The 14624-nt window shown below is 65.0% G+C and carries 15 protein-coding genes and 1 pseudogene; 11 read left to right on the top strand and 5 right to left on the bottom strand.

Features of this window, described 5'->3' with window-relative positions; all coding sequences use genetic code 11:
- The 3 genes and pseudogenes from ACREXZ_RS27470 to queF form a co-directional block, all read left to right on the top strand.
- Positions 1–140: pseudogene (locus ACREXZ_RS27470) on the top strand (threonine dehydratase); the annotation flags it as partial.
- A 41-nt stretch (positions 141–181) separates the two neighbouring features.
- Complete coding sequence (locus tag ACREXZ_RS27465) at positions 182–1084, top strand: 5'-nucleotidase (RefSeq protein WP_431767288.1); 903 nt, start codon at positions 182–184, stop codon at positions 1082–1084.
- Positions 1081–1905, top strand: a complete 825-nt coding sequence (gene queF, locus ACREXZ_RS27460; RefSeq protein WP_431767287.1) for an NADPH-dependent 7-cyano-7-deazaguanine reductase QueF — start codon at positions 1081–1083, stop codon at positions 1903–1905. The genes ACREXZ_RS27465 and queF overlap by 4 nt, the downstream gene beginning before the upstream one ends.
- 42 nt (positions 1906–1947) lie before the next feature.
- On the opposite strand, the gene mtgA is transcribed toward queF, so the two are convergent.
- The 5 genes from mtgA to mpl all read right to left on the bottom strand — a co-directional run bounded on the left by mtgA (position 1948) and on the right by mpl (position 7806).
- Entirely contained in the window at positions 1948–2670 is a 723-nt protein-coding gene (gene mtgA / locus ACREXZ_RS27455; RefSeq protein WP_431767286.1) for a monofunctional biosynthetic peptidoglycan transglycosylase, read from the bottom strand.
- Positions 2671–2713: 43 nt separating this feature from the next.
- On the bottom strand, positions 2714–3586 hold the full coding sequence (aroE, locus tag ACREXZ_RS27450) for a shikimate dehydrogenase (protein ID WP_431767285.1): 873 nt from the start codon (positions 3584–3586) through the stop codon (positions 2714–2716).
- Positions 3583–5688 carry a ribonuclease catalytic domain-containing protein gene (locus ACREXZ_RS27445; protein ID WP_431767284.1) on the bottom strand — a complete coding sequence of 702 codons (2106 nt, stop codon included), beginning with the start codon at positions 5686–5688 and terminating at the stop codon, positions 3583–3585. Before ACREXZ_RS27445 ends, aroE begins: the two co-directional genes overlap by 4 nt.
- Positions 5689–5791: 103 nt before the next feature.
- Positions 5792–6394: a YqiA/YcfP family alpha/beta fold hydrolase gene (locus ACREXZ_RS27440; RefSeq protein WP_431767283.1), complete on the bottom strand. Its 603-nt coding sequence runs from the start codon at positions 6392–6394 to the stop codon at positions 5792–5794.
- Positions 6391–7806, bottom strand: coding sequence for a UDP-N-acetylmuramate:L-alanyl-gamma-D-glutamyl-meso-diaminopimelate ligase (mpl, locus tag ACREXZ_RS27435; protein WP_431767282.1), 1416 nt, complete (start codon positions 7804–7806; stop codon positions 6391–6393). Before mpl ends, ACREXZ_RS27440 begins: the two co-directional genes overlap by 4 nt.
- A gap of 215 nt (positions 7807–8021) precedes the next feature.
- Between mpl and ACREXZ_RS27430 the strand changes: the two genes are divergently transcribed.
- The 8 genes from ACREXZ_RS27430 (at position 8022) to tpx (ending at position 14583) form a co-directional block, all read left to right on the top strand.
- On the top strand, positions 8022–8678 hold the full coding sequence (locus tag ACREXZ_RS27430) for a UDP-N-acetylmuramate--alanine ligase (protein WP_431767281.1): 657 nt from the start codon (positions 8022–8024) through the stop codon (positions 8676–8678).
- Positions 8679–8692: 14 nt separating this feature from the next.
- Complete coding sequence (locus ACREXZ_RS27425) at positions 8693–9250, top strand: TlpA family protein disulfide reductase (protein ID WP_431767280.1); 558 nt, start codon at positions 8693–8695, stop codon at positions 9248–9250.
- A gap of 194 nt (positions 9251–9444) precedes the next feature.
- Complete coding sequence (gene aroQ, locus ACREXZ_RS27420; RefSeq protein WP_431767279.1) at positions 9445–9900, top strand: type II 3-dehydroquinate dehydratase; 456 nt, start codon at positions 9445–9447, stop codon at positions 9898–9900.
- 67 nt (positions 9901–9967) lie between these two features.
- Positions 9968–10426 carry an acetyl-CoA carboxylase biotin carboxyl carrier protein gene (gene accB / locus ACREXZ_RS27415; RefSeq protein WP_431767278.1) on the top strand — a complete coding sequence of 153 codons (459 nt, stop codon included), beginning with the start codon at positions 9968–9970 and terminating at the stop codon, positions 10424–10426.
- Positions 10427–10566: 140 nt separating this feature from the next.
- Entirely contained in the window at positions 10567–11934 is a 1368-nt protein-coding gene (accC, locus tag ACREXZ_RS27410; RefSeq protein ID WP_431767277.1) for an acetyl-CoA carboxylase biotin carboxylase subunit, read from the top strand.
- Positions 11935–11936: 2 nt separating this feature from the next.
- Positions 11937–12839, top strand: a complete 903-nt coding sequence (gene prmA, locus ACREXZ_RS27405; protein ID WP_431767276.1) for a 50S ribosomal protein L11 methyltransferase — start codon at positions 11937–11939, stop codon at positions 12837–12839.
- Positions 12840–12888: 49 nt separating this feature from the next.
- Complete coding sequence (locus ACREXZ_RS27400; RefSeq protein ID WP_431767275.1) at positions 12889–14001, top strand: DUF3426 domain-containing protein; 1113 nt, start codon at positions 12889–12891, stop codon at positions 13999–14001.
- 81 nt (positions 14002–14082) lie between these two features.
- Positions 14083–14583: a thiol peroxidase gene (tpx, locus tag ACREXZ_RS27395; RefSeq protein ID WP_431767274.1), complete on the top strand. Its 501-nt coding sequence runs from the start codon at positions 14083–14085 to the stop codon at positions 14581–14583.
- Positions 14584–14624 lie beyond the last annotated feature (41 nt).

Genomic DNA, 14624 nt, shown 5'->3' with positions numbered 1-14624 from the left:
GGGCGGACTACAGCTCGATCCTGGTGGGCATCCAGGTGCCCGACACCGATCACGCTGAGTTCGTGCGCTTCCTCGCGACGCTCGGCTATCCGTACTGGGAAGAGAGCGACAATCCGGTGTACAAGCTATTTCTTATCTGATTCTTATCTGACCGCCACCTCGCTTCCGGAGCCACCGCCTCATGCCGTTCTCGCTCGAAGACAAACTGGTCGTCGCGATCTCGTCGCGTGCGCTGTTCGATTTCGAAGAAGAGAACCGCGTCTACGAGGAGGGCGACCTGCCTGCGTACGAAGCGCTGCAGCGCGCACGTCTGAACGTGCCGGCGAAACCGGGCGTCGCGTTTCCATTGATCCGCAAACTGCTCGCGCTGAACACCGGTGAGCATCGCGTCGAAGTGGTGATCCTGTCGCGCAGCGATCCGATCAGCGGGCTGCGCGCGTTCAGTTCGTGTCGCGAGCATGGGCTCACCGTCGAGCGCGGCGTGTTCACGCGCGGACGGCCACCGTTCTCCTATCTGAAACCGCTCAACGCATCGCTGTTTCTGTCCGCGAATCAGGACGATGTGCGCGACGCACTGGCCGCCGGCTTCCCGGCCGCGCGCGTGTTGCCGCAATCGGCGAAAATAGCGGGCAAGTATCCGGACGAAATCCGTATCGCGTTCGACGGCGATGCCGTACTGTTCTCCGATGAAGCCGAGCGCGTGTTCCAGAAGGACGGTCTGCGCGCATTCGTCGGTCACGAGATCGACAACAAGGATCTGCCGCTCGCGGACGGGCCGCTGAAGCCGCTGCTCGAAGCATTGCACCGTCTACAGAAGCTCGCCGGCGACGCGTCGCCGATGCACATCCGCACCGCGCTCGTCACCGCGCGCTCGGCGCCCGCGCACGAACGCGCGATCCGGACACTGATGGCCTGGAACATCGAAATCGACGAAGCGATGTTCCTTGGCGGCCTCGACAAAGGCGCGTTCCTGCGCGAGTTCGAGCCGGACTTTTTCTTCGACGACCAGATCAGTCACTGCGAGTCGGCCCGCGTCGTCACCGCGACCGGGCACGTCTTGAGTGGCATCGTGAACGCACCATGACTCCCGAACAATCGCCGCTCGGCAAACCCTCCGCTTACCTCGAACAGTACGACGCGAGCCTGCTGTTCCCGATCGCACGCCGCAACGCGCGCGAACAGATCGGCATCGGCGCGCAGCTGCCGTTCTTCGGCACCGACATCTGGAACGCGTACGAACTATCGTGGCTGAACTCGCGCGGCAAGCCGCAGATCGCGGTCGCGACGTTCTACGTGCCCGCCGATTCCGCGAACATCGTCGAATCGAAATCGTTCAAGCTGTACCTCGGATCGTTCTCGCACACCGTGTTCGATTCGATCGATGCCGTGCGCGACACGATCCGACGCGACGTATCGGCGGTGTGTGGTGCGACCGTGTCGGTGCATCTCGCGCCGCCGTCCGAGTTCGGCAAGCTGCAACTGGAGGAATTCGAGGGGTTGTCGCTCGACCGGCTCGATCTCGACACGGACGTCTATCATCCGGACGCGTCGCTGCTGAAAGCCGCGCTCGACGAATCGCCGGTGGAAGAAACGCTGTATTCGAACCTGCTGAAGTCGAACTGCCCGGTGACCGGTCAACCGGACTGGGGCAGCGTGCAGATTCACTATGCGGGTCCGCAGATCGATCACGCGGGGCTGCTGCGCTACATCATCTCGTATCGCAATCACACGGGGTTTCACGAGCAGTGCGTCGAGCGGATTTTCATCGACATTGCGCGGCAATGCCAGCCGCTGAAGCTCGCGGTCTACGCGCGCTACACGCGGCGCGGCGGTCTCGACATCAACCCGTTCCGGACAAACTTTAACCAGCCGATGCCGGACAATCTGCGCAACGCGCGGCAGTAAGCCTCACGGCCGCGGCACACGCGGCGCGCGCGGTGCGATAAATCAGTCCGGCAACTCAGCCGCGCCCATTCGGCGTGCGATCACGCCGGCACGCTGCGTCAGATACGCAGAGCCGCGATGCTCGTCGAAGTATTTGGGCCGCGGCAGCATCACCGCGAGCCGTGCCGACTGCCAGCCCGTCAGTTTCCCCGCCGAGGTCCGGTAGTAATAGCGCGCGGCCGCTTCCGCGCCGTATACGCCGTTACCCCACTCGACCGAATTCAGATAGATCTCGAAGATCCGCTCCTTGTCCATCAGCGTTTCGAGCATCCACGTGATGATCAGCTCCTGGCCCTTGCGGATGTAGCTCTTCTCGCGCGACAGAAACAGGTTGCGCGCCAGCTGTTGCGTGATCGTGGACCCGCCGCGGACGATCTTGCCGCGCGACTTGTTCTTCTCCCACGCCTGCAGGATCGCGTCGGTTTCGTAGCCGTTGTTGTTGACGAAGTTCGCGTCCTCGGACGCGATGATCGCGCGCTTCAGGTTGCGCGAGATCTGGTCGTACGGTACCCACGTGTGCTGGATCGACAGATCGGGACGGTCGTCGGACAGGCGCCACGCGTCCGAGCGCATGAACGCGGTCGAGCGCGGGTTCACGTAATTCCAGACCGCGATCTGTGCGAAGTAGAACGCCTGCGTCGCGATCCACGCGAGCGCGAACACCGCGACGACGTAGACGAGCCACCGCAACGGTCCCGGCCGGCGCGCGAGCGTGGTTGCTGTCATGACGATTCGCCTCCTCCCCGTTCGATGACGTGTGCGTCGTCGCTTACGCGCCTGTCGGCGCTGCGAGCATCGCGCGCAACGCCGCGAGCACCGGTGCGCCGTCCGGACGCACGCCGCGCCACACGTAAAACGATTCCGCCGCCTGTTCGACCAGCATGCCGAGGCCGTCGGCCGCGCGCGCGCCGAGCGTCTGCGCGTGGTGCATGAACACCGTGGGCTGCGCGCCGTACATCATGTCGTAGGCGAGCGTTCCGTTGCCGAACGCGCGCTCGTCGCACTCGGGCAGCGCGGCGTCGAGACTGCCAGCCGTCGCGTTGACGATCACGTCGTATGCGGTGGTTTCGACTTCAGACGGTGCGCCGCCCGTCAGACGACAGCCTGCATCGTGTGCAGCCTGCGCGAATTGATCGACGAGCCCTTCCGCTTTCGCAGCAGTGCGGTTCACGATAGTCAGCGAATGCGGATGACGTTCGAGCATCGGCAGCACGACGCCGCGCGCAGCGCCGCCGGCGCCCAGCAGCAGGATGCGTGCGCCCTTCAGCGCAGTGCCGAGATTCGTTTCGATGTCGCGCACGAGGCCGAAGCCGTCGGTGTTGTCGCCGTGAATACCGGTTGCGTCGAAGCGCAGCGTGTTGACCGCGCCGGCGGCCGCCGCACGTGGCGACAACGTATCGGCGAGCGCATGTGCGTCGAGCTTGAACGGCACCGTCACGTTCAATCCGCGGCCGTCTGCTTCGACGAACGCGCGCACCTGCGCGACGAAGCCATCGAGTGGCGCGAGTAACGTGCCGTATTCGACCGCTTCGCCGGTCTGCTCGGCGAACCGCGCGTGAATGAACGGCGACTTGCTGTGCGCGACCGGGTTGCCGATCACCGCATAGCGGTCGCGGGCAGGGTCGGTCGACGACGCGCTCATCGTCCTGGCTCCGCCTCGGAGTGATCCGCCGATGCGGGCTCGCCGGATTCTTCGGAATCACCAGGCTCAGCGCCCTCTTCCGTTTCGCCTGCCTGCGCTTCGGCTTCGCTTTCCGCGGACGCCTCTTCAGCCTCGACGATTTCTTCGTCGGATTCGTCGGACTCCTCCGGCTCATCGGCTTGAGTGCCGCTCGTCACCACAGGCGCATCGAGCACCTGCAGCAGCCGCACCGACGCTTCGACCGTCAGCTCGTCGATCGACATCACGTCGAGCAGCAGACGCGTCCCGCGCGCATGCACACCGAGCCCCGGCACCTGCAGCAGCAGCGGGATTTCGTCGAGCCGCACGAGATCGCCCTTCACCACCGACGCCTCCACCTGCCTGCGGTTCTCCTGCTTCAGCCAGCGCAGGCACCAGAAATACTCCATCCGGCGCTGGTAATCGGCGTACGCGGAATAGGTATCGTCGAAGCCCTGCACGACCGCGAAAAGATCGGCATCCTTCGGCTTGAACGGCGCCGCGAGCTTTGCCATCACGCCGTGCTGCACACACGCGAGCAACTGCCACTGGTTCACGAGGTCGACGTAACGGCGCAGCGGTGACGTGCTCCATGCGTACTGCGACACGCCGAGCCCTTCGTGCGGCGCGGCGCTGGTCTGCATCCGCGTGCGCTTCGGGCCGCTCGGCACGCCGAACGCGCGCTGCGTCCGGTAGATGCCGGGCACGCCGTGATCGTGCAGGAACGCGCCCCACGTCGAGTTCGCTAGGATCGCGAGTTCGGCGACGATCGTGTCGAGCGGCGAACCGCGGCGACGCGGCGTGATCGTGATGTGCTCGCCTTCGACGTAGAAATTGAAATCGGAATTGCGTTGCACTTCGCGCCTCAACCCGTAGCCGGCACGCGCGAGCTGACGCTTCTCGAACAGCGCCTGCGCGAACGGCCAAAGCACCGCGATGTCGTCCTTGTGCGGATACTCGCCGGTACCGGCGGCGAGCGTCTCTTCGGTGACGAGTTCGTCGAGCGTGTTGTGCCGCAGGTTGTTCTTCACGAACACGCGTTCGGCACGCGTTTCGCTCGCGACGATTTCCTGCGTCTCGCGATTGACGATCACGTACAGCGACAGCGCCGGGCGCAATCCACCTTCGGCCAGCGTGAACGCTTCGACAACCGTGTCGGGCAACATCGTGATCTTGTCACCGGGCATGTACACCGTGGACAGCCGCGTCCGCGCGATCGAATCGACCGCATCGCCGCGCTCGATGCCGAGCGCCGGCGCCGCGATGTGCACGCCGATCCGCACGCGACCGTCGGCGAGATGCTCGACGGAAAACGCATCGTCGATTTCGGTCGTGGTCACATCGTCGATCGAAAACGCTTCGACATTCGCCTGCGGCAGATCGTCGGGCACTGATCCGACGGCGACGGGCGCGAAGCCGGTGCCGTGCGGGAAAAATTCTGCGAGGAAGCGCGCTTCGTGCAGCGCGCGCGGCGACGCGACGCCACCGCATTCGAGCATCAGACGCGCCTGCGAGATGCCGCGCGCGGCCGCGGCGGCCTCGAGCGCCTTGTACTCGATCGAATTCTTGTCGGGCTTCGTCAACAGACCAAGCGCCTTGCCCGCGAACGCGTCGGGCAGACGTCCTTCCTTCAGCTCGTCTTCGTAGCCGGCCTGCACGAGCCCCTGCTGACGCTTGCGCTCGAGCGACGCGAGCGCCATCTGCAACTGCTCCTGCGGCGCGCGCTGATACTGGCCGCGTCCCTTGCGGCGAAAGTACACCGGCGAGCCATGCATCCGCAGCACGAGCGCCGCGCGCTCGACCGGTCCGAACGACGCGCCGAAGTATTCCTCGCCGAGCACGGCGAACGGGAATTCGTCTTCGGGCGCGCATTCCCACAGGAAATCCAGATCGATCTCCTGCGCGGCCGCATCGGCGCGCTCCATCAGTTCGCCGGCGGCGGGCTTCTCGAACTCGATCAGCACGTCCTTCGAGCGCACCTTCGCGCGCCGTCCGCCCGGCAACTCGACCTGAAAGGCGTCGCCCTGGCGCGACAGCACACTGCCTGCCTTGAAACTACCCGATTCCTCAAAGAAAACGTTCACTCAGTACTCTCGTTCGATCTTGCGAGTCTTGCAAAATGCCGCCTGCGTCGTTGCACCGGCAGACAGCGGTTCATGTTCCTGGTTCGAGCCCGTCGCGGATGCGTCAGGCCGCTTTCTTCGGCGCGGGCGGCTCGACATTCGCCGCGTCGCAAAACGCGAGCACGTCGTCGACGTACTGCGGAAACTCGCTGATCGCGTGGTCGCTGCCTTCGATCAACCGGGTCCGCGCGCCCGGATAACGCGCGAGCATTTCGCGGTAGTCGAGCACTTCGTCGCCGGTGGCGGCAAACAGATAATAGCGTCCGGGCCGCGTGATCGAAGCGACGTCGAGCGCGCGCAGTTCATCCAGATGCCGCTGCTCGACGACGATGCTACCGCCGCCGTGCCACAACGGCTGCTCGCCGAGATACGCGCTCAAGTCGCGCTGCGGCACGATCGCGGGATTCAGCAGCACAGCAGGCCAGTCGTGCTTTTCCGCCAGATGAGTCGCGAAATAGCCGCCGAGCGAACTGCCGATCACCGTGACGTGCTGCGGCGGCGCGGCTGCGACGAGCAATTCGGCGAGCGCGATCGTCGCGAGCGGCGAGACCGGCAGCATCGGACAGCACCACTCTTCGCCGCGGCCGAGTTCGGCGAGGCGCGCAGCGAGCACGCGTGCCTTGAACGATTGCGGCGACGAGCGGAAGCCGTGCAGATAGAGGATCACGCGGTGCCTCGCGCGGTGCCGTACGCGGTGTCACGATTGGACAGCGCGTCGAGCAGCTTCTGATGCACGCCGCCGAAGCCGCCGTTGCTCATCACCAGCACCTGGTCACCTGGTTGCGCGGCGCCGGCAACGGCCTTCACCAGCGCGTCGAGATTGTCGAACGCGCGCGCCTTGCTGCCGAGCGGCGCGAGCGCTTCGCCGAGATTCCAGCCGAGCGCGTCGCGGCCCGTCGGCGCGCCGTAGCCGAACACGAGATCGGCGTCGGTGAGACTCGCCGGCAACTGCGCCTTCATCGTGCCGAGCTTCATCGTGTTCGAACGCGGCTCGAGCACGGCGAGAATCCGGGTCCGTTCGCGACCGATGCGCGCACGCAAACCGGCGATCGTCGTTTCGATCGCGGTCGGGTGGTGCGCGAAATCGTCGTAGACGGTCACGCCATCGACGCTGCCGCGCACTTCCATCCTGCGCTTCACGTTGCGGAACGTCGCAAGCGACTGCGCGGCCTGCGCGGGCGGTACGCCGACATGGCGAGCCGCGGCGATCGCCGCGAGCGCGTTGAGCCGGTTGTGTTCGCCCTGCACCTGCCACGCGACGGTGCCAGCAGGCAGCCCGTTGTGATAGACGGCGAAGCGTTCGTCGACCGGTACGCCATCCTCGGCCGGCAACGCCTGCCAGCCGCCTTCGACGCCGAACCTTTCCACTTCGCTCCAGCAGCCGCGCGTCAGCACGCGTTCGAGCGCGTCGGTGCGACCGTTCGTGACGATCCGTCCGATGCCTGGAATGGTCCGCACGAGATGATGGAATTGCGTTTCGATCGCGGCCAGATCCGGGAAGATGTCGGCGTGATCGAATTCGAGGTTGTTCAGGATCGCGGTACGCGGCCGGTAGTGAACGAACTTCGAGCGTTTGTCGAAGAACGCAGTGTCGTACTCGTCGGCTTCGATCACGAAGAAGCTCGAATCGGTGAGCCGCGCGGAGACGCCGAAGTTGAGCGGCACGCCGCCGATCAGAAAGCCCGGGTTCAACCCCGCGTCCTCCAGCAGCCAGGTCAGCATCGACGACGTCGTCGTCTTGCCGTGCGTGCCGGCCACCGCGAGCACCCATTTGCCGTTCAGCACATGCTCGCCGAGCCACTGCGGGCCGGACACATACGGCAGACCGCGGTCGAGAATCGCTTCCATCAGCGGATTGCCGCGCGAGACGACATTGCCGATCACGAACAGATCGGGGTTCAGATCGACCTGCTCCGCGCCGTAACCCTCGATGAGGCGGATGCCTTGCGCCTCGAGCTGCGTGCTCATCGGCGGATAGACGCCGGCGTCGCAGCCGGTCACGGTGTGACCCGCGCCGCGTGCGAGCACCGCGAGACCGCCCATGAACGTACCGCAGATACCGAGGATGTGGATGTGCATAAGGCTGTCGTGCCGCGCGGGCTTAGCGAGCATGGGAAGGAGATGCTGAATGGCCGGCGGGCCCGTTTGCAAAGGACGCTATTGTAACCGACAGGTCCGCGTCGCCCAGGCTCTGGCGCACGTGCGCTGCGTATCAGCCAGGCCCGGGCCAGGCCCGCGCCTAGCCCGCGCCGGGCCCGGAAAGGCGCGCCAACTTTCTCTAGTATGATTACCGGATGGTTCGCAAATCACATTTCGATCCCCTGCGTGTGCGCGAGGAAATCGCGATCGCCGCGGCAAGGATGATCGCCGAGGACGGTCTGGACTACTCGACGGCCAAGCGCAAGGCTGCGCGCCAGGTCATTGGGGAAACGCGTGTTGCGGGCGAATGGCTGCCCGATAACGACCAGATCGAGGAAGAAATCCGCGAGTACCAATCGCTCTTCCAGGGCGACAGTCAGCCGGTCATCCTGCGGCGACTGCGCGAAGCCGCCCTGGAATGGATGCAGCGGCTCGCGCTGTTCAATCCTTATCTGACCGGTGCGGTGCTTGGCGGCACCGCCGGCGAACACTCCGACGTGCATCTGCAGGTTTTCTGCGACGACGCGAAAGAAGTCGCCATTTACCTGCTCAATGCGAACATTCAGTACGACGTTTCGGAAACACGCCATTTCGCGGGCCGAGGCCTGACCGAAACGCTGAGCTTCCTGTGGCGGCCGTCGAACGAAGGCCGCGATGTCGAACCGGTGGGCATTCACGTCGCGCTATACGACACCGACGATCTGCGTGGCGCAGTGCGCGCCGACGCGCGCGGCCGCCAGGCCCGCGCCAATGCGCAGACCGTCCAGGCGCTGCTCGACGGCGGCGATACGATGCCGCCCATCACTAACTAGATAGACCGACAGCAATGAACAGCAAGCGCATTCTCGCGTTCGTGACCGTAGCGATCGTCGCGGTGGGTGGCGGAGCGATGGCTGGCCACTGGCTGCGCGGCCCGGCGATCGAACCGGTCGCCGCAGCCGCGCCGGCCCCGGATGCCGCCAGGAGCCCGGTCGAGCAGCTGTGGGCCGCGCCCGTCACCAGTGCCGACGGCAAGGCTCAGTCGTTGAGCCTGTTCAAAGGGCATCCGGTCGTCGTGAACTTCTGGGCGTCGTGGTGCGGTCCGTGTGTCGAGGAAATGCCGACCCTCGCACAGCTTCACCGCCAGTACGCGAAGAAAGGTATTCAGTTCATCGGACTTGGCGTCGATTCGGATAAAAACGTGCAGGCTTTCCTGCAGAAAGTGCGAGTCGACTACCCGGTGTACGTGATCGGCTTCGGCGGCGCCGACCTCGCGCGCGCATTCGGCAATCAGGCGGGCGGCCTGCCTTTTACCGTCGTGATCGACGCAAAAGGAAAGGTTCGCTCGACAAAATTAGGCCCCATTCAGCCTGCCGAGCTCAAACAGACGCTCGACGCGCTGTAGATCTCACAATCCCTTAACCTTTACTTGCCGCCGGAACTCGTCCGGTTGAACGCAAATCGCGCGGAATTACGGGAAGATGCCGCGAAAGTCTCAGTGCACAAGCGGGGCGCAATCACCCTGGCCACCCGGAAAACTAGACAAGTTTCTCTAATCAGCGCTAAAGTGCGCCCAATTCCACGGAAAACCAAGCGACCATGACGCGACTGCTGGTACTGCACGGCCCTAACCTCAACCTTCTCGGTACCCGGGAACCTGAGGTTTATGGCCGTGTGACGCTCCCGCAGATCGATCAGGCGCTGGCCGACCGTGCCACCGACGCCGGCGTCGAACTCGTGACGTTCCAGAGCAATCACGAGGGCGCGCTGGTGGATCGCATCCAGTCGGCCCGCACGGAAAAAACCGATTTCATCCTGATCAATCCGGCGGCGTACACGCACACAAGCGTGGCGATCCGGGATGCGCTGGCGGGAGTCGCTATTCCGTTCGTCGAGATTCATCTGTCGAACGTGCATCGTCGCGAACCGTTCCGGCATCACTCGTATCTGTCCGACCAGGCCGAAGGGGTCATTTGCGGTCTCGGCTGGAAGGGGTATCTGTACGCATTCGAATTCGCGCTCGACCGGCTGGCTGCCGGCACGCCGCGCGTCTGATTCCAGACAACACCTATCAGGCCGGCGGCCACGCCACCGGTCCTTCACGCATTAAAGGGGAAGCCCGATGGATCTACGTAAACTGAAAACCCTGATCGACCTCGTCTCCGAGTCAGGCATCTCGGAACTCGAAGTCACCGAAGGCGAAGGCAAGGTGCGTATCGTCAAGAACGCGCCGCCGGTTTACGTACAGCAGCCCGCCTACGCCCAGCAGTTTGCCAGCCCCGCACCGATGGGTGCCGCCGAAGCACCGGCAGCCGCGCCCGCGGCGCCTGCTCCGGCCGCTCCGCAAGGCCATGTCGTGACGTCGCCGATGGTGGGCACGTTCTACCGTTCGCCATCGCCGGGCGCCGATCCGTTTGTCCAGGTCGGCGACTCGGTGAAGGAAGGCCAGACGCTGTGCATCATCGAAGCGATGAAGCTGCTGAACGAAATCGAATCCGACGCGACCGGCGTCATCAAGGAAATCCTCGTCGAAAACGGGCAGGCGGTCGAATACGGCCAACCGCTCTACGTGGTTGGCTAACGGCGCGCGCGAGTTGTAGTGTAGTAGCCGCCGCCTGCGCGTCCAGCAGTAACGGGACGCGCCCGAACCTCCAAGGCTCTCGCGCATGCCGCCCGTTCGCGCGACCCGCGCAGCGCCCATTGATGAGTCGAAAACCCGTTATGTTTGAAAAAATCCTCATTGCCAATCGCGGCGAAATCGCGCTCCGTGTCCAGCGCGCGTGCCGCGAGCTCGGCGTCAAGACGGTCGTCGTCTATTCCGAAGCCGACAAGGAAGCGAAATACGTGAAGCTCGCCGACGAAGCCGTCTGTATCGGACCGGCCCCGTCGAATCTGAGCTATCTGAACATGCCGGCGCTGATCAGCGCGGCGGAAGTCACGGACGCCGAAGCGATCCACCCCGGCTACGGCTTTCTGTCGGAGAACGCGGATTTCGCCGAGCGCGTCGAGCAGTCGGGCTTCGTGTTCATCGGTCCGCGCCCCGAGACGATCCGCATGATGGGCGACAAGGTGTCGGCCAAGCAGTCGATGATCAAGACCGGCGTACCCTGCGTGCCCGGCTCCGAGGGCGCGTTGCCCGACGATCCGAAGGAGATCGTGAAGATCGCGCGCACGGTCGGCTATCCGGTGATCATCAAGGCGGCCGGGGGCGGCGGAGGGCGCGGGATGCGCGTCGTGCATACCGAGGCGGCGCTCGTTAACGCGGTGAACATGACGCGTGAGGAAGCGGGTCGCGCGTTCGGCAATCCGCAGGTCTACATGGAGAAGTTCCTCGAGAACCCGCGGCATATCGAGATCCAGATATTGTCGGACTCGTTCAAGAACGCGGTGTGGCTCGGCGAACGCGACTGCTCGATGCAGCGCCGCCACCAGAAAGTGATCGAGGAAGCGCCGGCGCCCGGCATCGCGCGCCGCCTGATCGAGCGCATCGGCGATCGCTGCGCGGACGCGTGCAAGAAGATGGGCTACCTTGGTGCGGGCACGTTCGAATTCCTCTATGAGAACGGCGAGTTCTACTTCATCGAGATGAACACGCGTGTGCAGGTCGAGCATCCGGTGACGGAGCTGATCACCGGCGTCGACATCGTGCAGGAGCAGATCCGCATCGCGGCGGGCGAGAAGCTCGCGTTCCGCCAGCGCGACATCCAGTTCCGCGGCCACGCGATCGAATGCCGGATCAATGCTGAAGATCCGTTCAAGTTCACTCCGTCGCCGGGACGCCTGACGTCGTGGCACATGCCGGGCGGCCCCGGCATCCGCGTCGATTCGCATGCGTACAACGGCTATTTCGTGCCGCCGAACTACGACTCGATGATCGGCAAGCTGATCGCGTACGGCGCAACCCGCGACCAGGCGATCCGCCGTATGCGCATCGCGCTGTCGGAGATGGTCGTGGAAGGCATCCAGACGAACATTCCGCTGCATCGCGAGCTAATGCTCGATGCCAAGTTCGTCGAGGGCGGCACGAGCATCCATTACCTCGAAAACCGTCTCGCCGCAAAACAGCAGGCCGCGCCGGAAGAAGCGTAAGCATGAGCTACCGGGAACTGATCGTCGAGATGGAGCGGGAGCGCGCGGAGGCGTTGTCCGACGCGCTGCTGGATCTCGGCGCGCTGTCGGTATCGGTCGAAGACGCCGACGCCGACACGCCCGACGAACAGCCGCTCTTCGGCGAACCCGGTCTCACGCCCGAAAGTAACGCATGGCGGCATTCGCGCGTGATCGCGCTGATGGCGCCCGAGCACGACCCGGCCGTGTTGCTCGCAGCCGCGGCCAACACGCTCGAACTCCCGGCGGTGCCCGCGTTCACGCTGCGTGACGTCGAAGAGCAGGACTGGGTGCGGCTCACGCAGTCGCAGTTCGACCCGATCCCGATCGGCGAGCGCATCTGGGTCGTGCCGTCGTGGCACGACGCACCGGACCCGGACGCACTGATCCTCGAACTCGATCCGGGCCTCGCGTTCGGCACCGGCAGCCATCCCACGACGCGGCTCTGCATGGAATGGCTCGAGCAGTCCGTCGAGGCAGGACAATCGGTGCTCGACTACGGCTGCGGCTCAGGCATCCTCGCGATCCTCGCGGAGAAGTGTGGCGCGAATCCGGTGGTCGGCATCGACATCGATCCTCAGGCCGTCGAATCCGCTCGGCACAACAGCGAGCGCAATCACGCGGACGTCGTATACGGTCTGCCCGACACGTGCCCGGCCAGCGAATTCGACATCGTCGTCGCGAACATCCTGTCGAATCCGTTGAAGCTGATGGCGTCGATGCTGTCGTCGAAAGTCAGACCGGGCGGACGCATCGCACTGTCCGGCGTGCTCGCGCGGCAGGCGGACGAAGTCGCGGCCGTCTACCAGCAGTGGATCGACATCGCGGTCTGGCGCGAACACGAGGGCTGGGTATGCCTGACAGGAACCCGTCGCGAAAGCCATTAGAATAGGGCTTATCGTTACTCACCGGCCCTCGTCGGCTCCCCGGCTCGATATGCTCCTGGCCACGCGCTGCCCCTTTTGCGAATCCGTCTTCCGCCTCCAGCCGGCACAGCTGGCGCTGCGTCGCGGTCTCGTGCGCTGCGGACACTGCCAGGAAGTCTTCGACGCGTCGAGCGGCCTGTACGAAACCGCTGAAGGCGGCGATTTTTCGACTGCCACGCCCGTTTCCGCCAAGATGGCGGCCGCGCTGGCGTCCGGCACCGCGCAGATCGATACGCCGACAGCTGTTTCCCCTCCGGCAGAGCCCTCACCGCCCGAACACCCGACCGCCCCTGACTTCCGCGCCGAAGCGTGGAACCCGTGGGCTCCCGCCGCCGATACCCCGGCGGATCAACCCACACTGCACACGGCGTCCACGCTGCCGTTCACCGCGCCGGACGTTGCGTCCCACCCCGGCGCCGAGCCTCAAACCGCTCATACCGTCGCACCGAACGACCGCACCGCACCCACGTGGCGTGGCGTTGAACCCGCGCTCGCCGACGCGCAGTCGTCACCGCTCGACGAAGAGCCGCACTTCGAACCGCACTTCGGCGATCGCGCGGCCGAACCGTTCGCCGCCGTGCCGGCCAGCGACGACACCGATCATTTCGCGGTAGTCCGCGAGACGCGCACGCCAGCGCCGCGGCGGATCGGCTGGAAGATCTTCGGTGTGCTCGTCGCGCTCGTGCTGCTGGTGTTGCTGCTCGCTCAACTCGCATGGTGGCAGCGCGAAACCGTGATGGTGTACTGGCCGCAATCGCGGCCGCTGTACGAACAGGCGTGTGCGCGTCTCGGCTGCACGGTGGCGCCGCCGCGCGACATCGACGGCCTGCAGGTCGAGCCGTCCGATCTGCGCCAGGTCGACGGCCCGCACCGGCTCGAACTGAAGATGCCGTTGCACAACCGCTTCAACGTCGCACTCGCCTATCCGGCCATCGAACTGACTCTGCTCGACGCGCAGAATAACGTCGCGGTGCGCCGCGTGCTGTGGCCGCAGGACTATGTCAAACCCGGCACGCCGATCGCAGCCGGCCTGCCCCCACGCGCGACGCAGACGATGATCGTGCGGCTCGATACCGGCAACGCGGTCGCGTCGAATTTCCGCGTGCAGATTTTTTATCCATGATGCACTGCATCGCGCGCCCGTCACGCGAAGCACGAGCGGTGCGTTTTCCGTTCAATCCCTGACGTCTTTCTGGAGCACAACATGAGTCAAGTCACGCTGGGTGGCAACCCGATCGAAATCGCCGGTACGTTCCCGTCCGTGGGTCAGAAGGCACCCTCGTTCTCGCTCACGGGCAAGGACCTGAAGCCGCTGGCACTCGCCGATTTCGCCGGCAGGCGCAAGGTGCTCAACATCGTTCCGAGCCTCGACACGCCGACCTGCGCGACGTCGACGCGCAAGTTCAACGAAGCGGCCAGCAAGCTCGCGAACACCGCGGTCATCGTCGTGTCGGGCGATCTGCCGTTCGCCGCATCGCGCTTCTGCACGACCGAAGGCCTCGAGAACGTCGTGACGGCATCGACGTTCCGCAGCCACGACTTCGCGAAGGCCTGGGGCGTCGATGTAGCAAGCGGCCCGCTGACCGGCCTGACGGCACGCGCGGTCGTCGTGCTCGACGAAAACGACCAGATCGTCCACGCCGAACTGGTCAGCGAAATCAAGAACGAGCCGAACTACGACGCTGCGCTCGCAGCGCTGAAATAAGCCTGCGTGCACGATCGGGCGCCGCGCTTTTCGCGCGGCGT

The organism is Paraburkholderia sp., assembly GCF_050742655.1.
Taxonomy (GTDB): domain Bacteria; phylum Pseudomonadota; class Gammaproteobacteria; order Burkholderiales; family Burkholderiaceae; genus Paraburkholderia.
The sequence above is the reverse complement of the archived record's forward strand: the minus strand, read 5'-3'. Positions and strand labels throughout refer to the sequence as shown.